Consider the following 17,598-nt stretch of genomic DNA (forward strand, 5'->3'; position numbering starts at 1 on the left):
AGATGAGATCGATGAACCAGCCTCTGGACCTGCACGGTGCGTTCCACGTCTACGACACGACCCTGCGCGACGGCATGCAGCAGGAGGGCCTCAACCCGACGGTGGCGGACAAGCTGACCATCGCCCGCCAGCTCGACGAGCTCGGCGTCGGCTTCATCGAGGGCGGCTGGCCCGGCGCCAACCCGAAGGACACGGAGTTCTTCCGGCGCGCCACGCAGGAGCTCTACCTGCAGCACGCGCGGCTGGCCGCGTTCGGTGCCACCCGGCGCGCCGGCGCGGTCGCGGCCGACGACCCGCTCGTCGCCGCCTTGCGCGACAGCGGAGCCGGCGTGGTGACGCTGGTCGCGAAGTCGCACGCCGGCCACGTGGAGAAGGCGCTGCGCACCACGCTGGAGGAGAACCTCGCGATGGTGCGCGACACCGTCAGCCACCTGACGGCGGAGGGTCAGCAGGTCTTCCTCGACGCCGAGCACTTCTTCGACGGCTACCGCCTCGACCGCTCCTACGCGCTCGAGGTGCTGCGGACGGCGTACGACGCCGGGGCCGACGTCGTCGCGTTGTGCGACACCAACGGCGGCATGCTGCCGGGCTGGGTCGCCGACGTGGTCCACGACGTCGTGAGCTCGACCGGGGTGCGGGTGGGCATCCACTGCCACAACGACACCGGCTGCGCGGTCGCCAACACGCTCGCGGCCGTCGAGGCCGGAGCGACGCACGTGCAGGGCTGCATCAACGGCTACGGCGAGCGCACCGGCAACGCCGACCTCGTCAACGTCGTGGCCAACCTCGAGCTCAAGCTCGACCGCCAGGTGCTGCCGCCCGGCCTGCTCTCGGAGGCGACCCGGATCGCGCACGCCGTCGCGGAGGTCACCAACGTGCCCCCCGCCTCGCGCCAGCCGTACGTCGGCGTCTCGGCCTTCGCGCACAAGGCCGGCCTGCACGCGAGCGCCATCAAGGTCGACCCGGACCTCTACCAGCATATGGACCCGGCGGGCGTCGGCAACGACATGCGCCTGCTCGTCTCGGAGATGGCCGGCCGCGCCTCGATCGAGCTGAAGGGCAAGGAGCTCGGCATCGACCTGTCCGAGCACCCCGAGGTCGTCACCCGCGTGACCGCCCGGGTCAAGGACCTGGAGGCGCGCGGCTACACCTTCGAGGCCGCCGACGCATCCTTCGAGCTGCTGCTGCTCGAGGAGGTCGAGGGCGCGCGGCCGTCGTACTTCGACGTCGAGTCGTGGCGCGTCATCACCGAGACGCTCACCCACGCGCGGCCGGGTGAGGACGCGGTCTCCGAGGCCACGGTCAAGCTCCGGGCCGCCGGCGTGCGCTACGTCGTCACCGGCGAGGGCAACGGCCCGGTGAACGCGCTCGACCAGGCGCTGCGGACGGCGATCGTGCAGGCCTACCCGGCGATCGCGAAGTTCGAGCTCATCGACTTCAAGGTGCGCATCCTCGACCAGGGGCACGGCACGGACGCGATCACGCGCGTGCTCATCGAGACCAGCGACGGGGAGTCGTCGTGGGTCACGGTCGGGGTGGGCGCCAACCTGATCGAGGCGTCGTGGGGGGCTCTGGTCGACGGGCTGACCTACGGGCTGGTGCGCCACCACGTCGAGTGATCAGGCGACGACGCGTCTGACCAGGTCGGCCCAGCCGGCCGTGACCCGTTCCATCGAGACGCGCTCGCGGTCGACCTGCTCGCGCAGGACGATGATCTCCAGGGGCGCCACCAGCGCGGTCGCCAGGTAGCCCAGGTCGCCCTGGACGCCGAGCTGGCCGAGCAGGTAGCGCACGTGCATCGTCGTGAACGACAGCGCGGCGAAGCTGCGCGCCCCGGGATTGCCGGCAGCCTGGATCAGCTCCGCGTGCCTGATGTTGAGCAGCATGCGGGACTCGCCGAACGCGAGCAGCCGGTCGAGCGGCTCGGCGCCAGGGCCGAGCGGGGGAGGTCCGCCCATGACCGCGGCCTGCCACTCGGTCTCGGAATGGTTGAGCAGGGCACCCATCAGCCCCTCGCGACTGCCGAAGCGCCGGAAGACGGTCCCCTTGCCGACGCCCGCCCGCGCCGCCAGCTGGTCCATGGTCACGCCGCGCACGCCGTGCTCCTCCACGAGGCAGAGGGCAGCCTCCATCAGCGCCTCGCGGTTGCGGGCCGCATCACGTCGTTCGGGCGGGGGAGACGTGAGCAGGGGGAGCGGCTTCGACATCGCCGGTCACTCTAGGGCGGGTCGCCGACCGCGGTCCCGGAAAAACTTCACCCGGTCCGGGAATGAATGCGGACCACGGTCCGTTTCGACCCACATGACTGACACCCGCGTCCTCGTCCTCGTCGGCTCCCTCCGCGCCGACTCGCACAACCGCAAGATCGCCGAGGCGATCCGCGCCCAGGCTCCGGCCGGCGTCACCGTCGACATCGCCGAGGGCCTCGGCGAGCTCCCGTTCTACAACGAGGACCTCGACGGCGACAGCGCCCCGCAGGCCGTCGTCCGCCTCCGCGAGCAGGTCGCCGCCGCCGACCGCCTCCTCGTCATCACGCCGGAGTACAACGGCACCATGCCGGCCGTGCTCAACAACGCGATCGACTGGGCGTCCCGCCCGTTCGGCGAGGGCGCCATCAAGGACAAGCCCCTCGCGGTGGTCGGCACGGCGGTCGGCCAGTACGGCGGCCAGTGGGCCCACGAGGACACCCGCAAGTCGGCGCGCATCGCCGGTGCGGCGGTCGTCGAGGACGTCGTCCTGTCCCACGCCTACGCCTGGGGCGCCGACCCGTCGGCCGACGCCGAGACCGTCGAGAAGTTCGTCGCCGCGGTGAGCGAGCTGGCGTCGTACGACATCGAGACCGCGGCTGCCTGAGCCGGGTAGGTTGCTCGTGTGGCAGACCTGCACGAGCTCAGCGCCCTCGAGCAGGGAGCACTCCTCCGGTCGGGGAAGATCAGCTCGGTCGAGCTGACCGACCACTACCTGGACCGCATCGAACGCGCCGATCACGACTTCGTGGCCGGCGCGTTCGCGCGTCTCGACCCCGACCTGGCGCGCGCCCGGGCCCGTGAGGTCGCTGCAGTCGGACCGGTCGGGGAGGGTGCATCGCCGCTGGCGGGCGTGCCGACCGCGATCAAGGACCTCAACCTGACCGCGGGCGTGCCGACGGAGTTCGGCTCGCCGGCCTTCCGCGGCTTCGTGCCCGAGGTCTCCGACGCCGTGACGCTGGCGATGGAGGCGGCCGGGCTGGTGAGCGTGGGCAAGACGAGCACCCCGGAGTTCGGCTCGCCCTGCTACACCGAGCCCGAGGGCAGGCCCCCCGCGGTGACGCCCTGGGACACCAGCCGGATGGCGGGCGGCTCCTCCGGCGGCGCGGCGGCCGCGGTCGCCGCGGGCCTGGTGCCGGTGGCGCAGGGCTCCGACGGCGGCGGCTCGATCCGGATCCCCGCGTCGTGCTGCGGGCTGGTCGGTCTGAAGCCGACGCGCGGCCGGATCAGCGGCTTCCCGATGTACGGCGACCCCATCGGGCTCTCGACCAGCGGCTCCCTCGCGCGCACGGTCGCCGACGCGGCGGCGCTGCTCGACGTGCTGGCCGGTCGGCGGGTGAGCGACCCCTCGTGGGCGCCCGAGCCGTCCGGCACGTTCCTCGAGGCGACCCGACGCGATCCCGGCCGGTTGCGGATCGCGCGGTTCGTCCAGCCGGTGATCGCCGACGTCGAGGTCGACCCGGCCTGTCGGCAGGCCTACGACGACGCCTCCCACCTGCTCGCCGACCTCGGGCACGTGATCGAGGACGTGCCGGTGCCGCTGCCGCCGGACGCTGTCGGCACCTTCGAGATCTGCTGGGCCGTGCTCACCGCCCAGTCCGTGACGCCGCTGTCCGCCGACCAACGGGTGCTGCTGCGCCCGCTGACGCAGTGGCTGGGCGAGCGGGGCGCGGCCGTCAGTGCGCCGGACTTCGGGCTGGCCATCGGGGCGCTGCGGCGCTACGCCGCCGACGCCCTCGTCGGGCTGGCGCCGTACGACGCCGTGCTGACGCCGACGCTGGCCACGCCGCCGCTCCCGGTCGGTGCGATCCGCGACGACGAGGACCCGGCGGCGGACTTCGAGGCGCAGAAGCGCTTCACGCCGTGGACGTCGGCGTGGAACGTCACCGGCATGCCGGCGATCTCCCTGCCGCTCCACTGGACGTCCGAGGGACTGCCTGTCGGGGTGATGCTGGCCGCCCGTCCGGCCGACGAGGAGACCCTCCTCTCGCTCGCCGCCCAGGTCGAGGCTGCCAGCTCCTGGCACGACAGGCGGCCACCCCTGTGGTGATCCGGCGGGCCTTCGTGGTGTCATGTCCGGCGTGAGTCCCCCGCTCCGGGTCCGCGTCGTCGTGGCCGACGCCGACGACACCGCCCGTGCCGCCATCGTCGCCGCCCTCGAGGCCAACGACTGCGAGGTGTGCGGGCAGTCGGGCTCGGCCGACGAGGCCGTCGACATCGCGATCGCCGAGCGTCCCGACGTCGTGCTGATCGACGTCGACCTGCCGGGCCACGGCATGACCGCGGCCCGCGAGCTCGCGCGGCGGCTGCCCAACGCGGCGCTGGTGATGTGGGCCGCCTCCGCCGACGACGACGACCTCTTCGACTCCCTGCGCGCCGGCGCGTCCGGCTACCTGCTGAAGACCACCGACCCCAGCCGGCTCGGCGACGCGCTGCGCGGCGTGCTCAACGGCGAGGCGGCGATCCCGCGCCACCTCGTGCGCCGGATGGCGGAGGAGTTCCGCTCACCCGCGCTGCCGCGCTACGTGCAGACCTCGCCGGGCGCGTCGAAGCTCACGGCGCGCGAGTGGCAGGTGATGGAGCTGCTGGGCTCGGGCCTCACGACCGACCAGGTCGCGCGACGGCTCTTCCTGTCCCGCTCGACCGTTCGCGTCCACGTGTCGTCGGCGCTGAAGAAGCTCCGGGTGACCGATCGGGACGCCGCCTTCGCGATCCTGCGCGGCGAGGTCGAGCCCGGCTGACCGCGGGCTCCTCACGTCCGGCGTGATGCTCACCCCCCACCAGGTGAGCACCACGCGGGCCGTTTGAGGGTTTGTCCGGGAGGACTCTCCAAGGCTAGGCACCCTCGCCGCGGGCGCGGAAGGGGCGCGGGACCGCTGCCCGTTCAAACGACTAAGCGCGCTACCTGAACCAGCCGGGCGCCTGGTCGCGGAACCGGTCGCGGTCGAGCGTGCCGGCGCCGGCGGGGACGACCGCCAGCAGGGGGACCCCGGCGACCCGGGGGAGGTCCTGCAGGTTGCAGACCTCGGCCAGGCCGGGCGACTCGGGCCACGACCCGATGACCAGGCCGGAGGCGTCGAAGGAGGCGGCCCGCAGGGCGTGCAACGTCAGCTCGGTGTGGTTGAGGGTGCCCAGGCCCGCCGAGCAGACCACCACGACCTCCAGGCGCACGTCGGCCGGCTTCACGGCGCGCAGGGCGGACAGCAGGTCGAGCAGCGTGCCGCCGTCGGCGTCGAGCCGCACCAGCAGGCCGCCCGCACCCTCGACGACCACCGTGCCGTGGTGCTCGCAGAGCGCGACCAGGCGGTCGGCGTACTCCTCGACGCGGGGGATCGCCACGCCCTGGCGGCGCGCCGCGGTGTCGGGGGCCAGGGGGTCGTCGAGGGAGGTCCACTCCTGGGTCGGCACGCCCGTCAGCCGGGCCACCGTGTCGGCGTCCCGGTCGTCGTCGACGATCCCGGTCTGCACGGGCTTGACGACCACGACGTCCACGGACGTCGCGGCGAGTGCCGCGGTCGCGATGGTCTTGCCCACGCCGGTGTTGGTGCCGGTCACCACGACGATGCGGCGGGTCACGAGTGGGCCGCCACGATCCGGAGCAGCGCCGCGACGGCGCGGGCCCAGTCGTCCTGCTCGATGCCGGCGCTGGCGGTCACCCGCAGCCGCGAGACGCCGTCGGGCACGGAGGGCGGGCGGAAGCAGCCGACCCGGATGCCCTCGGCGAGGGCGTCGGCCTGGGCGGCCACCGCGGCCTGCGGCGAGGGCATCGGGATCGAGAGCACCGCGCCCGCAGGGGGTACGACGCCGAGCGCGCTCGCGAGCGAGGCCACCCGGTCGTGCACGACCGCCGGCAGGTCCGGCCGGGCACGCACCACCCGGAGCGCGGCCAGTGCAGCAGCCGTCGGTGCCGGTGCGAGGGCGGTGTCGAAGATGAACGGCCGGGCCCGGTTGACCAGGTGCTCGCGCAGGGCGACGGGGCCGAGCACGGCGCCGCCCTGGCTGCCGAGCGACTTGGACAGCGTCGCGGTGACGACGACGTTGGGATGGCCGGCCAGGCCGGTCGTGGCGACCAGGCCCGGTCCGTGCACGCCGAGTCCGTGCGCCTCGTCGACCACGAGGAGGGCGCCGTGCTCGGCGCAGGCCTCGGCGAGGTCGACCAGCGGAGCGGCGTCGCCGAGGACGGAGTAGACCGACTCGGCGAGCACGAGGGTGCGGGTCCCCCGGGTCTCGTGACGGTCGCCGGGGCGACCTCCTCGACCAGCGACCGTTTCCTCCAGGGCAGCTCTCACGGAGTCGACGTCGCTGTGCGGCACCACGGTCAGCCGCGCACGCGAGAGCCGTGCCGCGTCGACCAGCGAGGCGTGGATGTGCGCGTCGGAGACGATGTGCGCGGTCCGGTCGGCGAGCGCCGTGACGACCGCGAGGTTGGCGGCGTAGCCAGAGGAGAACACGAGCGCGGACTCCTGGCCCAGGTAGTGGGCGAGCTCCTGCTCCAGCTCGGCGTGCACGTCGAGGGTGCCGGTCACCAGCCGTGAGGCGCCCGCGCCACCGCCCCAGGTGAGCGCGGCATCGGCCGCGGCCCGCCGTACGTCCGGGTGGCCGGACAGGCCCAGGTAGTCGTTGCCCGCGAGGTCGATCGTCGGGTCGTCGGCCGCCCGGGGGCGGAGCCGACGGGTGAGCCCGGCCTCCTCGCGCTGCGCGGCCTGCTCGGCCAGCCAGTCCTTCCACGTCATTGCGAGGCCACCGCCGCCGTGATCCCGTGGACGAGGCGGTCCAGCTCGGCGTCGCCGATGACGTACGGCGGCATGGTGTAGATCAGGTCGCGGAAGGGCCGCAGCCACACGCCCGCCCCGAGTGCGGCGTCGGTGGCGGCGACCACGTCGACGGGGTGGTCGAGCTGCACGACCCCGACCGCGCCGATCGTGCGCACGTCGCGGACACCGGGACGCCGGCGCAGGGGTGCGAGCCCGCCGGTCAGGGCTGCGTTGATGCGGGCGACGTCGCGTCGCCACTCGCCGGCGAGCAACAGGTCGATGGACGCCGATGCCACGGCACAGGCCAGGGGGTTGCCCATGAACGTCGGCCCGTGCATGACCACGCCCGACTCCGAGCCGGAGATGCCGCGCGCGACGGCGTCGGTGGTGACCACCGCGGCGAGGGAGACGTAGCCGCCGGTCAGCGCCTTGCCGAGGCAGAGGATGTCGGGCGTGACCAGCTCGGAGACGAACAGGTGGCCCGTGCGCCCGAAGCCGGTCGCGATCTCGTCGAACACCAGGACCAGGCCGTGCTCGTCGGCGACCTCGCGGAACACCTCCAGGCAGGCGGCGGGGTAGGGGTGCATGCCGCCGGCGCCCTGGAGCAGCGGCTCGACGATGATGCCGGCCAGCTCCGGAGCGTGGCGCTCCGCCACCGCGCGGAAGGCGGCTGCCCACGCGGCGACCTCGGCGTCGCCCGCGTCGTGGCGCGGCGGCTGCGGCCCGAAGACCTGCTCGGGCAGCAGCCCGGCCCACATCGTGTGCATCCCGCCCACGGGATCGGTCACCGACATGCAGTCGAAGGTGTCGCCGTGGTAGCCGCCGAGGACGGTGAGCATCCGGGTGCGCTCGGGGCGACCGACGCCGCGCTGGTACTGCACCACCATCTTCATCGCGACCTCGACCGAGACCGAGCCCGAGTCGGCCAGGAACACCCGCTCCAGGGCGTCCGGTGTGAGCTCGACCAGCCGCCGGCCCAGCTCGACGGCCGGGGCATGGGTCAGGCCGCCGAACATCACGTGGCTGAACCGGCCGACCTGGTCGACGACCGCACGGTCGAGGGCCGGGTGCCCGTAGCCGTGGATGGCGGCCCACCACGACGACATGCCGTCGACCACCCGCGTGCCGTCGCCGAGCGTCAGCTCGCAACCGTCCGCACCCGTGACCAGCCGCACCGGGGTCGGCTCGGTCATCGACGTGTAGGGGTGCCAGAGGTGCTCGCGGTCGAAGGCGAGGGTCTCGAGCGGGCCGCGGACGGCCACCTCGGCCACTGGATGTCCCGTGCTCATGCCGGCTACGCGTTCGCGGGGACCTCGGTGCCCGCTCCGCGCCGGCGGATCGACGGGTTGCGCTCGGTGCCCTCGGCGGTGTCGGAGGCGGTGGAGCAACCCCCACCGCAGCCGTCCCCGCAGCCGCCGGCGGAGCCGCACGTCGCGGCGGTGACCGCGCCGACCCGGTGGGCCTTCGCGTCCTGGTGGGCGGCGAGGATCTCCTCGAACGCCGTCTCCTCCATGCCGAGGATGACGAACCCGTTGTCGCGGAGCATCTCGAGGTCGGTCAGCGCGTCCTGACCCTCGGAGGTGAGGTAGTCGCCGAGGAAGATCGAGTTGGCGACGTGCAGCGCGGTGGCCTGCATCGAGCGCAGGTGCATCTCGCGGCCGCCCGCGATCCGGACCTCCTTGTCGGGGCACACGATCCGCGCCGCCGCCAGGATCTTCACGCAGCGGATCGGCGAGAGCTCCCAGGTGTTCTCGTAGGGCGTGCCGTCGAAGGGCATGAGGAAGTTGACCGGGATCGAGTCGGCGTCGAGCTCCCGGAGGGCGAAGAGCGCCTCGACGAGCTGCTCGTCGGTCTCGCCGAGGCCGGCGATGAGGCCCGAGCAGGGGGAGAGGCCGGCCGTCTTGGCCCTGCCGATCGTCTCGACCCGGTCGTCGTAGGTGTGGGTCTGGACGATGTTGTCGTGGTGGGACTCGGCGGTGTTGATGTTGTGGTTGTAGGCGTCGACGCCGGCCGCCTTGAGCCGTTCGGCCTGGCCGTCCTTGAGCAGGCCGAGGCAGGCGCAGACCTCCACGCCGTCGTACTCGTCCTTGAGGGCCTCGGTCATCTCGACGACCTTGTCGATGTCGCGGTCGGAGGGACCGCGGCCCGAGGACACCATGCACACCCGGGTCGCGCCGCCCCGCAGCCCGGCTCCGGCCTGGGCGAGCGTGTCCTCCTTGGAGAGCCACGAGTACTTGAGGATCGGCGCCTGGGAGCCGAGGGCCTGGCTGCAGTAGTTGCAGTTCTCCGGGCACAGGCCGGACTTGAGGTTGACCAGGTAGTTGACCTTGACCGTGTTGCCGAAGTGAGCGCGGCGCAGCCGGCCCGCCGCGGCGACGACCGCCATCAGCTCGGAGTCGTCGGCGCGGAGCACGGCGAGAGCGTCCTCGGGCGTCGCGGCACCCCCGTCGAGGATGCGGGTCGCCAGGTCGTCGAAGGCGGTGCTCATGGGTCTCCTCAGGCATAGGTGAACACTGTTCAGGTTAGGGTGGCGCGCATGGGTGCGTCAAAGACGTCCACGTCACAGCCCGTACGGCGCCGCCGTGCTGACGTGGTCGCCCGCGCGATCGACGTGCTCGACGAGCACGGGCTCGCCGACTGGTCGATGCGACGACTTGCCGCGGACCTCGGGGTCCAACCGAGCGCGCTCTACCACCACTTCGCCGGCAAGGACGAGCTGCTCGCCGCGATGGCCGACGAGCTGCTCGAGCGCGGGCGGCGGCCCGTCGAGATCGTCACCTGGGAGTCCGAGCTCAGGCTGGTCTGCGTCGAGCTGCGCGACGCGATGCGCTCCCACCGCGACGCCGCCGAGCTGATCGCCGGTGTGCACGCGCGCGGCGAGGGCGCGCAGGAGCCGGTGCGCAGGATGGCGGCCGCCCTGGCGCGCGCCGGGGCCGACGACGACCTGGCGCGGGTCGGCGCCGGGCTGGTGCTGCACTTCGCCTTCGCCCACGTGGGCGACGACGACGCCGACTTCGCGCTCGGCCTCGAGATCGTCCTCGACGGCCTCACCGCGCGGCTCGTACGTTAGGCACGTGGACGACATGTCGATGAAGCCGGTGACGGTGGTGCTCTTCGGTGCGACGGGCGACCTGGCCCGGCGCAAGCTGCTCCCCGGGCTGCTCCACCTCTTCGAGAGTGGCCTGCTCAAGGACCTCCAGGTCGTCGGCACGTCGCTCGACGAGCACACGACCGAGTCGTTCGTGGAGCTCGCGCACGACGCGGTGAAGGAGTTCGCCGGCGACGACGGCGACATGGATGCGTGGCCGGAGTTCTCCAAGCGCCTGCACTGGGCACCCGGCAAGGAGGGCCCCGCCGGGTTGCGCGCGGCCGTCGAGAAGGCCGAGACCGAGTGGCACGGCGACAACGTGCGGCTGCACTACCTCAGCGTCCCGCCCAAGGCGGCCCTCGCGGTGGTGAAGACGCTCGAGGAGGCCCATCTGGCCAAGGGTGCGCGGATCATCATGGAGAAGCCGTTCGGCGTCGACCTGGCGACCGCCAAGGACCTCAACGACAAGCTCCACAAGGTCTTCGACGAGTCGCAGATCTACCGGATCGACCACTTCCTCGGCAAGGAGGCGGCCCAGAACATCCTCGCCTTCCGCTTCGGCAACGGGCTGTTCGAGCCGATCTGGCACCGCAACCACATCGACCACGTCCAGATCGACGTGCCCGAGGAGCTCGGGATCGATCAGCGCGCCGCCTTCTACGAGTCCACCGGTGCCTACAAGGACATGGTGGTGACCCACCTGTTCCAGGTGCTCGCCTTCATCGCCCTCGAGCCGCCGACCTCCCTGTCGCCCGACGCGATCCGCGAGGAGAAGAACAAGGTCTTCCGCTCGCTGCTGCCGATCGACCCGTCCAACGTGGTGCGCGGGCAGTACCAGGGCTACCGCGACATCGAGGGCGTCGCGCACGACTCCGAGACCGAGACCTTCATCGCCCTGAAGTGCTTCATCGACAACTGGCGCTGGGCAGGCGTGCCGTTCTTCCTCCGCACCGGCAAGCGGATGGCCGAGGGCGCGCGGATCATCTCGATCGCCTTCAAGGAGCCGCCGCGCTCGATGTTCCCGAAGCACTCCGGCGTCGGCGACCACGGCCCCGACCACCTGACCTTCGACCTGGCCGACCGCGCCAAGATGTCGCTGTCCTTCTACGGCAAGCGACCCGGACCGGGGATGCGGCTCGACAAGCTCTCCATGCAGTTCGCGATGCAGGACACCGACTGGGCCGGCTCGGTCCTCGAGGCCTACGAGCGGCTGATCTACGACGCCGCTCGTGGCGACCAGACGCTCTTCTCGGCCGCCGAGGGCATCGAGCGCCTGTGGGAGGTCTCCACCCCGCTGCTGGACAACCCGCCCGTCGTGCGGCCCTACCGGCAGGGGAGCTGGGGACCCAACCAGATCCACCAGCTCATCGCGCCCTACGCGTGGCGGCTGCCGTTCGAGCGGCAGTGGCGCGACCCGAACCTCAACGGCTAGGAGCCGCTCAGGCAGGGACGGGCGCGCGACGCAGCTCGTAGTCGTCCAGGGGGAAGCGCGCCGCCTCGCGGTGGGCGCTGATGGTCGAGGTCGGCCGGAGCAGCACGGCCTCGCCGTGCTGGTTGAAGTAGTAGCTGCGCGCGGTTGCGCAGCTGCCGGCGTTGAAGACGGAGTTGCCCAGGAGCGCCGTCATCCGGTCGAGGAAGTCCTGGTTGGCCTCCTCCGTCACCTCGAACACGTCCGCGCCCTCTGCCTGCATCGCGCCGATCAGCCGCTCCATGTGGGCCATCTGGGTCTCGATGGTGGTGAAGTAGGACAGGCCCGAGTAGGAGTAGGGACTGTTGAGGGACAAGAAGTTGGGGAACTTCGGCACCGAGATGCCCTCGTAGGCGCAGAACCGGTTGTCGCGCCACCACTGCCCGAGGTCGCGGCCCTCGCGTCCGACCACCTGGATCGCCGGGAAGTTCGCGTCCCAGAGGTTGAAGCCGGTGGCGAGCACGAGCACGTCGAGGTCGGCGCGGCGGCCGTCGGTGGTGACGATGCCGGCGGCGTCGACATGGTCGATCGTCGTGGTCTCGAGGTCGACGTGGGGTCGGGTGAGCGTCGGGTAGTAGGTGTTGGAGAAGGTCGGCCGCTTGCAGCCGAAGTCGTAGTCGGGCGTCAGCTTCGCCCGCAGCTCCGGGTCCTTGACCTGGCGCCGGAGGTGCCGCTCGCAGGCGGCCTTGCCGATGGCGTTGGCCCAGGGCAGGTTCCGGTAGTGCAGCACGCCCGCGACCATCATCACCTCGAGGATCGAGGTGCCGACCAGCCGCGTGGCGCGCTGGGTCAGCGGCACCTTCGCGAACGCCGCGCGCACCGGCCCGGGGACCTTGCCGTCGATCTTCGGACTCACGTAGATCGGCGTGCGCTGGTAGACCGTCAGGTGCTCGGCCACCTTCGCGAGCTTCGGGATGAGCTGTACGGCGGTCGCGCCCGTCCCGATGATCCCGACCCGCCTGCCCCGCAGCTCCACGTCGTCGCGCCAGGCGGTCGTGTGGACGACCTCGCCGGCGAACCCGTCGATCCCCGCGATGTCGGGCATCTTCGGCTGGGAGAGGAAGCCGGTCGCCGTCAGCAGGAACCGCCCGCGCACCTCGGTGCCGTCGACCATCGTCACGACCCAGACGGATGCCTCCTCGTCCCAGCGCGCACCCGTCGCCACAGCGCCGAAGCGCATGTGGCGACGGATGTCGTACTTGTCGGCGACGTGGCTCGCATAGGCCTTCAGCTCCGCGCCGGGTGCGAAGAGCCTCGACCAGTGCGGGTTCGGCTCGAAGGAGTAGGAGTACGTCGACGACGGGATGTCGACGGCCAGGCCCGGATAGCGGTTGACGTGCCAGGTGCCGCCCAGGTCGTCCTCGCGCTCGAGGACCACCAGGTCGTCGTACCCCATCCGGCGCAGCTGGATCGCTGCGCCCATGCCGCCGAAACCGGCGCCGACGATGACCGCGTCGTGGACGTGACTCATGCGGGCCAGGTTAGTGGCTCGCGCCGAGCTCCTCCTCCTCCACCGCAGCCTCCTCGCTGACGGCGTCGATGTGGCCCTGGGCCGCCTCGGGGGAGAGGCGTGCGGCGTAGGCGATCAGGTAGATGGCGATCGAGAACACGAAGATCAACCCGACCGACGTCTCGAAGTTCAGCCACCCGAGGTTGCCCTTGCGCGGCTCCTCCGGGAAGTTGCCGAGGTAGGACAGCAGCGTGATGCCGCCCAGCCAGGGGAGCAACCAGGCCGCGCCGGACGGGAAGTCGAGGTCGGGGAGCTTGACCTGGCCGGTGAGCACGAAGATGCCCAGCAGCGCAAAGCCGATGAGGACCGAGACCATCAGCTTCCACACGATGTCCCAGCCCGACCAGTAGATGATCAGGTTGGAGCCGAAGAACGCCAGCACCGGGATGAGGTGCCCACCGGGGAGGCGGAACGGTCGCTCGGCGTCCGGCACCTGCTTGCGCAGCGCGGCGAACACCAACGGGCCCGACGCGAAGGAGAGCACGGTCGCCGACGTGATGAACCCGACCAGCTGCTGCCAGCTCGGGAAGGGCAGGAAGACGATCAGCCCGATGACGAAGGCGAGCACCAGGCTGACCAGGGGCACGCCGCGGTCCGTGGTGCTGGCGAGCTTCTGCGGGGCGTTGCCGTTCTTGGCCGCCGCGTAGGAGATCCGCGCCGTGATCGTCGTGTAGATCAGTCCGGTGTCACCGGGGGAGACGATCGCGTCGACGTAGAGCAGCACCGCGAGCCAGCCGAGGCTCAGGAGCGTCGCGACGGCCGCGAGCGGACCGAAGTCGTTGGCGAAGGTCAGGTTGGCCCAGCCGCCGGACTTGTCGAGGATGCTCGGGTCGAGGGCTCCGATGAAGGCGACCTGCAGCGCGATGTAGAGGACGCCGGTGATGAGCACCGACCCGATGACCGCGAGGGGCACGTTGCGGCGGGGGTTGTCGGTCTCGCCGGCCAGCTCGATGCCCTGCCGGAAGCCGAGGTAGGAGAACACGATCCCCGAGGTCGCGACCGCGGTGAAGATGCCGTGCACGCCGTTGGGCTTGAAGCCGTGGTCGGTGAAGTTGCCGGCGTGGAAGGCGGTGAAGATGAAGGCGCCGATGACCAGCACGATCATCGCGAGCTTCCACCAGACCAGCACGTTGTTGATCCGCGCGAACCAGCGCACGCCGAAGTAGTTGACCGCGACGAAGATCGCCATCAGCACCACGGCGCTGCCGTAGCCCAGCGTCGTCAGGGTGTGCACCGGCTCGCCGTCGACGATGTGCTCGTGGGTGAAGGGCGCGTACTTCGTGCCGTACTGGAGCGCCGCCTCGACCTCGATGGGGGCCGTCGTGGCGACGGCGACCCAGGTGATCCAGGCCGTGGTGTAGCTCGCGAACGACCCGAAGGACATGTGCGGGTAGCGCACGACGCCTCCGGACAGCGGGTACATCGTGCCGAGCTCGGCGTAGACCAGTGCGATCAGCAGGATCAGCACGCCGCCGAGGGCCCACGAGATGATCGCGGCCGGTCCGGCCTCGACCGATGCGTTCAGCGCTCCGAAGAGCCAGCCCGATCCGATGATCGAGCCGACGCTCGCGAAGAGAAGGCCCACGACGCCGACGTGTCGTTTGAGGTTGTTGTCGGAGTGGGGCACTTCCCGGGATGGTGCTTCTTCAGTCGTCGCCATGACGGCTCCTCTCGTCCGACGGACGTCGGTACCCGAGGGGGCGACGGATAACCGGGGCCGATAGCGGGATCGGTCGAACCGATCGCGGAATGTGACCTGCGACCCTCGCACCGCCACTCAAAGTCTATAAAGTTAGTCGAGTTAGAAAGGTTTGGGGGAAACCTTCCAGGACGTCGATCGCAAGGGACACGATGATCGAGATCTCCGGACTCACCAAGGACTATGCCGCGACGCGCGTGCTCGACGATATCGACCTGACCGTGGACGCCGGCCGGATCGCCGCCGTGGTGGGGCCCAGCGGCGCGGGCAAGAGCACGCTGGCACGCTGCGTGAACCTGCTCGAGCGACCCACGAGCGGCAGTGTCGTCGTGAGCGGACAGGAGCTGACCGCGCTGTCCGGGAAGCGGCTGCGGCACGCGCGCCAGCAGATAGGGACGGTCTTCCAGTCGGCGAACCTGCTGCGTCGCCTCACCGCCGCGCAGAACGTGGCCCTGCCGATGCGCCACCAAGGACTGCCCGACGCCGAGGTCCGGCGACGGGTGGGGGACCTGCTGGAGCGCGTCGGGATGCTCCACCGGGCCAACCACTACCCGTCGCAGCTGTCCGGAGGACAGCGGCAGCGGGTGGGGATCGCCCGAGGCCTGGCGCTGCAGCCCTCGGTGCTGCTCTCGGACGAGGCCACCTCCGGTCTCGACCCCGACGCCACCCGGGCGATCCTCGACCTCCTGCGTGAGCTGCGCGACGACCTCGGCGTGACGATCCTGGTGATCACCCACGAGATGGACGTCGTCCGCGGCATCGCGGACCAGGTCGCCCAGCTGGACCACGGCCGGATCGTGGAGGAGGGCGCGGTCGCCGACGTCGTACGACGCAGCGACTCGCCGCTCTCGCGGGCCCTCCTGCCGATGCCGCCGGCGTCGGCGGTCGACGGGCGGCGGCTCTGGACGCTGCGCTACCGCGACGCGGTCTCGCCGGTGTGGCTGAGCCGGGCCGCCCAAGACCTGGGTGAGGTCGCGGTCCTCGCCGCGCTCGTCGAGGACTCCGGTGCGGCCTCCGTCGGACGCCTGACCGTGGGGCTCGACCCGCGACTGGAGGAGCGCCGCGTGGTCGAGGTCCTGGCGACGTACGGCGTCGCGGCGGAGCCGGTGACCGCCCTGCACGCGGTCGCCGGCGACCGGACGGAGTCCGCCGCGTGACCCCTCTGCTCTCGACGCCGTGGCCGGACGTCGACGACCTGCTGCTGCCCGCGGTCGGCGAGACGATCCGCATGGTCCTGCTGGTGATGACGGTCGTGGTGCTGCTCGGCGGACCGCTCGGCCTGCTCATCTTCAACACCTCACCTCTCGGACTGACGCCCCACCGCGTGGTCAACGTCTCCATCAGCTGGGTCGCCAACCTGGGCCGGTCGCTGCCGTTCCTGGTGCTGATGGCTGCCGTCATCCCGGTCACCAAGCTGGTCTTCTCGACCACGATCGGCTTCAAGGCCGCCCTGATCCCGATGTCGATCGCGGGTGTCGCGTTCTTCGCCCGGCTCACCGAGTCGGCGGTGCGCGAGGTGCCCCGCGACCTGCTCGACGTCGGGCTCGCCACCGGAGCGACCCGCTGGCAGATCGTGCGCGGGATCCAGCTCCGGGAGGCCCTCCCCGGTCTCGCCGCAGGTCTGACCCTCAACGTCATCGCGATGGTCGAGTACTCCGCCATCGCGGGTGCCATCGGCGCGGGTGGCATCGGCTACCTCGCCGTCAACAACGGCTACCGCCGCTTCGACGACCACGTGATGGTCGCCTGCATCGTCGTGCTCGTCGCGATGGTCCAGGCCATCCAGTTCAGCGGCGACCGACTCGTCCGCGCTCTCACCCACTGATCCCCCGAGCTCCCCAGATCCACGAAGGAAAGGCACGAGCATGTCCACCACCCACCAGCCCGACCAACAGGCAGGCGGCCAGCACCGCGCGCCGGACGACCGCGACGACATCGACCTCGGACGCGGTCCGGGCCGCTGGCTGGTCCCGTTCGGGGTCGTCGTCATCGTGCTCGCGGTCGCTGTCGGACTGTGGCTGAAGTACGGCGGAGGCGCCGATGCCGAAGCCGTCGACGGCAGCCACTTCAGCAACAACTTCAAGATCGCGTACCAGGCCTCCAGCGCGAGCGAGCAGGCCTTCCTGGAGTACCTCGACAAGGAGATCGCCCCCGACCACGGGGTGACGATCGAGCCGGTCGGCATCGAGGACGGCAACCAGCTCGACCAGGCCACCGCCGACGGCGACTACATCGCCAACATCTACCAGCACAGCCACTGGCTGCAGCAGGTCACGGACTCGACCGGCATGAGGCTGACGGCGCTCGGCCCGGTCTTCCAGTGGTCCTACTCGATGTACTCGTCGAAGTACGACTCGATCGACGACCTGCCGCAGGGCGCCGACATCGCGCTGCTCAACGACCCCGCCAACACCGCGCAGGCGCTCTGGATCCTCGAACGGGCGGGCAAGCTGACCTTCAAGGACGGCGTGAACCCGTGGGAGGCCACCGAGGCCGACATCGCCGACAACATCGGCGGCTACACGTTCACCTCCATGGAGTACGGCGCGGGTCCGCGCACGCTCGACTCCGTCGACGCGGTCATCGACTACAACATGTCCTTCGTCGACGCCGGGACTCCTGAGGAGGACCGCATCTACGAGCCCGACGCACCCAAGGAGTTCGCCGGCCAGCTCGTCGTCGGCAGTGCGTACGTCGACGACCCCCAGGTCGAGAAGCTGAAGGAGATCTTCTTCGACCCCCGCGTCCAGGACTACCTGGCCGACAACGACGACCCCAACCTCACCGGGCAGCTCGCGCCGGTGTCCGACGAGTGAACGACCGAAGGAGAACC

Annotated in this window: 16 protein-coding genes; 9 read left to right on the forward strand and 7 right to left on the reverse strand. The window is 71.2% G+C overall.

The features are described from left to right. Positions 1-11 precede the first annotated feature (11 nt). Positions 12-1,619, forward strand: coding sequence for a citramalate synthase (gene cimA, locus ACAX67_RS08525; protein WP_370703382.1), 1,608 nt, complete (start codon positions 12-14; stop codon positions 1,617-1,619). Here the strand turns inward: cimA and ACAX67_RS08530 are convergent, their stop codons facing one another. Continuing rightward, a complete protein-coding gene (locus ACAX67_RS08530) occupies positions 1,620-2,207 on the reverse strand; it encodes a TetR/AcrR family transcriptional regulator (protein ID WP_370703383.1) in 588 nt (195 codons plus the stop codon). It abuts the gene before it with no gap. A gap of 94 nt (positions 2,208-2,301) precedes the next feature. On the opposite strand from ACAX67_RS08530, the gene ACAX67_RS08535 reads away from it, so the two are divergent. Genes ACAX67_RS08535 through ACAX67_RS08545 form a run of 3 tightly spaced genes read left to right on the forward strand, consistent with a single transcriptional unit; the run spans position 2,302 to position 4,987 of the window. Then, positions 2,302-2,853: an NADPH-dependent FMN reductase gene (locus ACAX67_RS08535; RefSeq protein ID WP_370703384.1), complete on the forward strand. Its 552-nt coding sequence runs from the start codon at positions 2,302-2,304 to the stop codon at positions 2,851-2,853. Positions 2,854-2,871: 18 nt separating this feature from the next. Further along, positions 2,872-4,296 (forward strand): amidase, encoded by a 1,425-nt coding sequence (locus ACAX67_RS08540; RefSeq protein WP_370703385.1) that lies wholly within the window; start codon positions 2,872-2,874, stop codon positions 4,294-4,296. Positions 4,297-4,327: 31 nt separating this feature from the next. Next, positions 4,328-4,987, forward strand: coding sequence for a response regulator (locus ACAX67_RS08545; protein ID WP_370703386.1), 660 nt, complete (start codon positions 4,328-4,330; stop codon positions 4,985-4,987). Between the two features lie 160 nt (positions 4,988-5,147). Here ACAX67_RS08545 and bioD read toward each other — a convergent pair whose 3' ends face one another. From bioD to bioB, 4 genes are all read right to left on the reverse strand, one after another. After that, a complete protein-coding gene (gene bioD / locus ACAX67_RS08550) occupies positions 5,148-5,822 on the reverse strand; it encodes a dethiobiotin synthase (RefSeq protein WP_370703387.1) in 675 nt (224 codons plus the stop codon). Next, positions 5,819-6,979 carry an 8-amino-7-oxononanoate synthase gene (locus ACAX67_RS08555; protein WP_370703388.1) on the reverse strand — a complete coding sequence of 387 codons (1,161 nt, stop codon included), beginning with the start codon at positions 6,977-6,979 and terminating at the stop codon, positions 5,819-5,821. The genes bioD and ACAX67_RS08555 overlap by 4 nt, the downstream gene beginning before the upstream one ends. Further along, positions 6,976-8,175 carry an adenosylmethionine--8-amino-7-oxononanoate transaminase gene (bioA, locus tag ACAX67_RS08560; RefSeq protein WP_527891007.1) on the reverse strand — a complete coding sequence of 400 codons (1,200 nt, stop codon included), beginning with the start codon at positions 8,173-8,175 and terminating at the stop codon, positions 6,976-6,978. The genes ACAX67_RS08555 and bioA overlap by 4 nt, the downstream gene beginning before the upstream one ends. A 119-nt stretch (positions 8,176-8,294) precedes the next feature. Further along, positions 8,295-9,488, reverse strand: a complete 1,194-nt coding sequence (gene bioB / locus ACAX67_RS08565) for a biotin synthase BioB (protein ID WP_370703390.1) — start codon at positions 9,486-9,488, stop codon at positions 8,295-8,297. 48 nt (positions 9,489-9,536) lie between these two features. Here bioB and ACAX67_RS08570 point away from each other — a divergent pair, with 48 nt between their 5' ends. Next, positions 9,537-10,070 carry a TetR/AcrR family transcriptional regulator gene (locus ACAX67_RS08570; RefSeq protein WP_370703391.1) on the forward strand — a complete coding sequence of 178 codons (534 nt, stop codon included), beginning with the start codon at positions 9,537-9,539 and terminating at the stop codon, positions 10,068-10,070. Between the two features lie 13 nt (positions 10,071-10,083). Then, the gene (gene zwf, locus ACAX67_RS08575) at positions 10,084-11,520 is read left to right on the forward strand and encodes a glucose-6-phosphate dehydrogenase (protein ID WP_370703651.1); all 1,437 of its coding nucleotides are present in this window, start codon (positions 10,084-10,086) and stop codon (positions 11,518-11,520) included. A gap of 7 nt (positions 11,521-11,527) precedes the next feature. Here the strand turns inward: zwf and ACAX67_RS08580 are convergent, their stop codons facing one another. Continuing rightward, on the reverse strand, positions 11,528-13,027 hold the full coding sequence (locus ACAX67_RS08580) for a flavin-containing monooxygenase (RefSeq protein WP_370703392.1): 1,500 nt from the start codon (positions 13,025-13,027) through the stop codon (positions 11,528-11,530). A 10-nt stretch (positions 13,028-13,037) separates the two neighbouring features. Continuing rightward, a complete protein-coding gene (locus ACAX67_RS08585; RefSeq protein WP_370703393.1) occupies positions 13,038-14,693 on the reverse strand; it encodes an APC family permease in 1,656 nt (551 codons plus the stop codon). Between the two features lie 224 nt (positions 14,694-14,917). On the opposite strand from ACAX67_RS08585, the gene ACAX67_RS08590 reads away from it, so the two are divergent. From ACAX67_RS08590 to ACAX67_RS08600, 3 genes are read left to right on the forward strand one after another with little or no spacing between them, the layout of a single operon-like run. Further along, positions 14,918-15,922, forward strand: coding sequence for a methionine ABC transporter ATP-binding protein (locus ACAX67_RS08590; RefSeq protein WP_370703394.1), 1,005 nt, complete (start codon positions 14,918-14,920; stop codon positions 15,920-15,922). Then, the gene (locus ACAX67_RS08595; RefSeq protein ID WP_370703395.1) at positions 15,919-16,590 is read left to right on the forward strand and encodes a methionine ABC transporter permease; all 672 of its coding nucleotides are present in this window, start codon (positions 15,919-15,921) and stop codon (positions 16,588-16,590) included. The genes ACAX67_RS08590 and ACAX67_RS08595 overlap by 4 nt, the downstream gene beginning before the upstream one ends. A gap of 40 nt (positions 16,591-16,630) precedes the next feature. After that, positions 16,631-17,581 (forward strand): MetQ/NlpA family ABC transporter substrate-binding protein, encoded by a 951-nt coding sequence (locus ACAX67_RS08600; RefSeq protein ID WP_370703396.1) that lies wholly within the window; start codon positions 16,631-16,633, stop codon positions 17,579-17,581. The last annotated feature ends 17 nt before the right edge of the window (positions 17,582-17,598 follow it).

The sequence above is a fragment of the Nocardioides candidus genome (assembly GCF_041321175.1).
In the GTDB taxonomy this organism is placed as follows: domain Bacteria; phylum Actinomycetota; class Actinomycetes; order Propionibacteriales; family Nocardioidaceae; genus Nocardioides.

What these genes read in the sequence shown, in the direction of transcription:
- cimA (WP_370703382.1), top strand. Translation starts at nt 12, where the DNA reads ATGAACCAGCCTCTGGACCTGCACGGTGCGTTCCACGTCTACGACACG.
- ACAX67_RS08530 (WP_370703383.1), bottom strand. Translation starts at nt 2,207, where the DNA reads ATGTCGAAGCCGCTCCCCCTGCTCACGTCTCCCCCGCCCGAACGACGT.
- ACAX67_RS08535 (WP_370703384.1), top strand. Translation starts at nt 2,302, where the DNA reads ATGACTGACACCCGCGTCCTCGTCCTCGTCGGCTCCCTCCGCGCCGAC.
- ACAX67_RS08555 (WP_370703388.1), bottom strand. Translation starts at nt 6,979, where the DNA reads ATGACGTGGAAGGACTGGCTGGCCGAGCAGGCCGCGCAGCGCGAGGAG.
- bioB (WP_370703390.1), bottom strand. Translation starts at nt 9,488, where the DNA reads ATGAGCACCGCCTTCGACGACCTGGCGACCCGCATCCTCGACGGGGGT.
- ACAX67_RS08570 (WP_370703391.1), top strand. Translation starts at nt 9,537, where the DNA reads ATGGGTGCGTCAAAGACGTCCACGTCACAGCCCGTACGGCGCCGCCGT.
- zwf (WP_370703651.1), top strand. Translation starts at nt 10,084, where the DNA reads ATGTCGATGAAGCCGGTGACGGTGGTGCTCTTCGGTGCGACGGGCGAC.
- ACAX67_RS08580 (WP_370703392.1), bottom strand. Translation starts at nt 13,027, where the DNA reads ATGAGTCACGTCCACGACGCGGTCATCGTCGGCGCCGGTTTCGGCGGC.
- ACAX67_RS08590 (WP_370703394.1), top strand. Translation starts at nt 14,918, where the DNA reads ATGATCGAGATCTCCGGACTCACCAAGGACTATGCCGCGACGCGCGTG.
- ACAX67_RS08600 (WP_370703396.1), top strand. Translation starts at nt 16,631, where the DNA reads ATGTCCACCACCCACCAGCCCGACCAACAGGCAGGCGGCCAGCACCGC.